Here is a 2,553-nt window from a genome sequence, read left to right as displayed (position 1 = left end):
GCCGTGACGAGCGCGTTGAACGGCCCGGCCAGGCCGCCGCTGGCAGTCACGGCCAGGCCGCCCCAGGTATTGACGATGCCGTCCCACAGCTGCTGGCCCTCGGATCCCAGCTCGTCGCGCCGCACATACGGAATCCGCGTCATACCCGAATAGTAGGAGGCAGGCAGGTGCCGCCAGCGCGCTGCTGCGCTGATCGTGGCCCGAGCCGCCCGGGTAAGATGAGTCGATATCCCACCGTCACCAGCTGCTACAGCCGCAGCTATGAGCCGTGAGGGCATCATGACCGACTCTCCGAAGTTCTCCCCGGTAGGCCTCACCTACGACGACGTGCTGCTGCTGCCGGCCCACTCGGAGCTGATGCCCAGCGAGGCGGACACCGGTACCAGGATCACCCGCAGGCGCCGGCTCCGCATCCCGCTGGTCTCGTCGCCGATGGACACCGTGACCGAGGCGCGGATGGCGATCGCGATGGCGCGCCAGGGCGGCGTCGGCGTGCTGCACAGGAACCTGGCCATCGAAGAGCAGGCGCAGCAGGTCGACCTGGTGAAGCGCTCCGAGGCAGGCATGGTCACCGACCCGGTGACGTGCGGCCCGGACGCGACGCTCGCGGACGTTGAGCGGCTGTGCGCGCACTACCGGATCTCCGGCGTCCCGGTGACCAGCGATGACGGCAAGCTCCTCGGTATCGTGACAAACCGCGATATAAGGTTCGAATCCGACCTGTCGCAGCGGGTCGCCGACGTGATGACGCCCATGCCGCTGATCACCGCGCCGGTCGGCGTGCACCCGGAGCAGGCGCGCACGCTGCTCAGGCAGCACAAGATCGAGAAGCTGCCGCTCGTCGACGCGGAGGGCAGGCTGCGCGGCCTGATCACGGTGAAGGACTTCACCAAGAGCGAGAAGTTCCCCAGCGCCACCAAGGACGAGGGCGGCCGGCTCGTGGTGGGCGCCGCGGTCGGCGTCGGCGAGGATGCCAAGCGCCGCGCCCAGGCGCTCATCGACGCGGGTGTGGACTTCCTCGTCGTGGACACCGCGCACGGCCACGCGCAGTCGGTGCTGGACATGGTCCGGCAGCTCAAGGCGAACACCGAGGTCGAGGTCATCGGCGGCAACGTGGCCACGAAGCAGGGCGCGCAGGCGCTCATCGACGCGGGCGTGGACGGCGTGAAGATCGGGGTCGGGCCTGGCTCCATCTGCACGACCCGCGTCGTCGCCGGGGTCGGCGTCCCGCAGGTGACCGCGATCTACGAGGCATCGCTGGCGGCGCGGCCCGCCGGCGTCCCGGTCATCGGCGACGGCGGCCTGCAGTACAGCGGTGACATCGCCAAGGCCATCGCGGCCGGCGCGGACACGGTGATGCTCGGCAGCCTGCTGGCCGGCTGTGAGGAGAGCCCCGGCGAGATGGTCTTCGTCAACGGCAAGCAGTACAAGACCTACCGCGGCATGGGCTCGCTCGGCGCGATGCGCAACCGCGAGCGAGGCAAGTCCTACTCCAAGGACCGGTACTTCCAGGACGACGTGCTGCGCGAGGACAAGCTGGTCCCTGAGGGAATCGAGGGGCAGGTGCCGTACCGCGGGCCGCTCGCAGCCGTCGCCGACCAGCTGGTCGGCGGGCTGCGGATGGCCATGGGGTACTGCGGCAGCCGCACCATCCCTGACCTGCAAGAAGCCAGGTTCGTCCAGATCACCGCCGCGGGCCTGACAGAAAGCCACCCGCACGACGTGCAGATGACGGTCGAGGCGCCGAACTACAGCGGCCGGAACTAAGCGAACCAAAAGGAACACAGTGGCAGACGTAGAGATCGGGCGCGGCAAGACCGGGCGCAGGGCGTACACGCTTGACGAGATCGGCATCGTCCCCGCGCGCCGGACGCGCGACCCGGAGGAAGTGTCGATCGCCTGGCAGATCGACGCCTACCGGTTCGACCTTCCGCTGATCGCCTGCCCGATGGACAGCGTGGTCTCGCCCGCGACGGCCATCACGATCGGCAAGCTCGGCGGTCTCGCCGTGCTCGACCTTGAGGGCCTGTGGACCCGGTTCGAAGATCCGGAGCCGCTGCTGCGAGAGGTGGCGGAGCTTGGCGAAGCAGCGGCCACCAGGCGGCTGCAGGAGATCTACGCCGAGCCGATCAGGGAAGAGCTGATCGGCCGCCGGATCGAGGAGATCAGCCGGGCCGGCGTGATCACCGCCGCCCGGCTGTCCCCGCAGCGCACCGCGCGTTACTACAAGGCCGTCGTGGACGCCGGGGCGGACATCTTCGTGATCAGGGGCACCACGGTGAGCGCGGAGCACGTCTCCGGCCGCGCCGAGCCGCTGAACCTCAAGCAGTTCATCTACGAGCTTGATATCCCGGTCATCGTCGGCGGCTGCGCCACGTACACGGCCGCGCTGCACCTGATGCGGACCGGCGCGGCCGGCGTGCTCGTCGGCTTCGGCGGCGGCGCCTCGCACACCACCCGCACGGTGCTGGGAGTGGTGGTGCCGATGGCCACCGCGATCTCCGACGTGGCCGCGGCACGCCGCGACTACATGGACGAGTCCGGCGGTCGCTA

The 2,553-nt window shown here is 69.6% G+C and carries 2 protein-coding genes; both read left to right on the top strand.

The window, feature by feature from the left end; genetic code table 11:
• The first annotated feature begins 279 nt into the window (after positions 1 to 279).
• The gene (gene guaB, locus WA805_RS08025; protein ID WP_425242017.1) at positions 280 to 1,767 is read left to right on the top strand and encodes an IMP dehydrogenase; all 1,488 of its coding nucleotides are present in this window, start codon (positions 280 to 282) and stop codon (positions 1,765 to 1,767) included.
• 19 nt (positions 1,768 to 1,786) lie between these two features.
• On the top strand, positions 1,787 to 2,553 hold a 767-nt coding region (locus WA805_RS08020), incomplete at its 3' end, for a GuaB3 family IMP dehydrogenase-related protein (RefSeq protein WP_425242016.1).

It is taken from the genome of Trebonia sp., from assembly GCF_049794275.1.
Classification (GTDB): Bacteria; Actinomycetota; Actinomycetes; order Streptosporangiales; family Streptosporangiaceae; genus Trebonia.
Note: the sequence above shows the minus strand (reverse complement) of the source record. Positions and strands in the feature narration are given on the sequence as shown.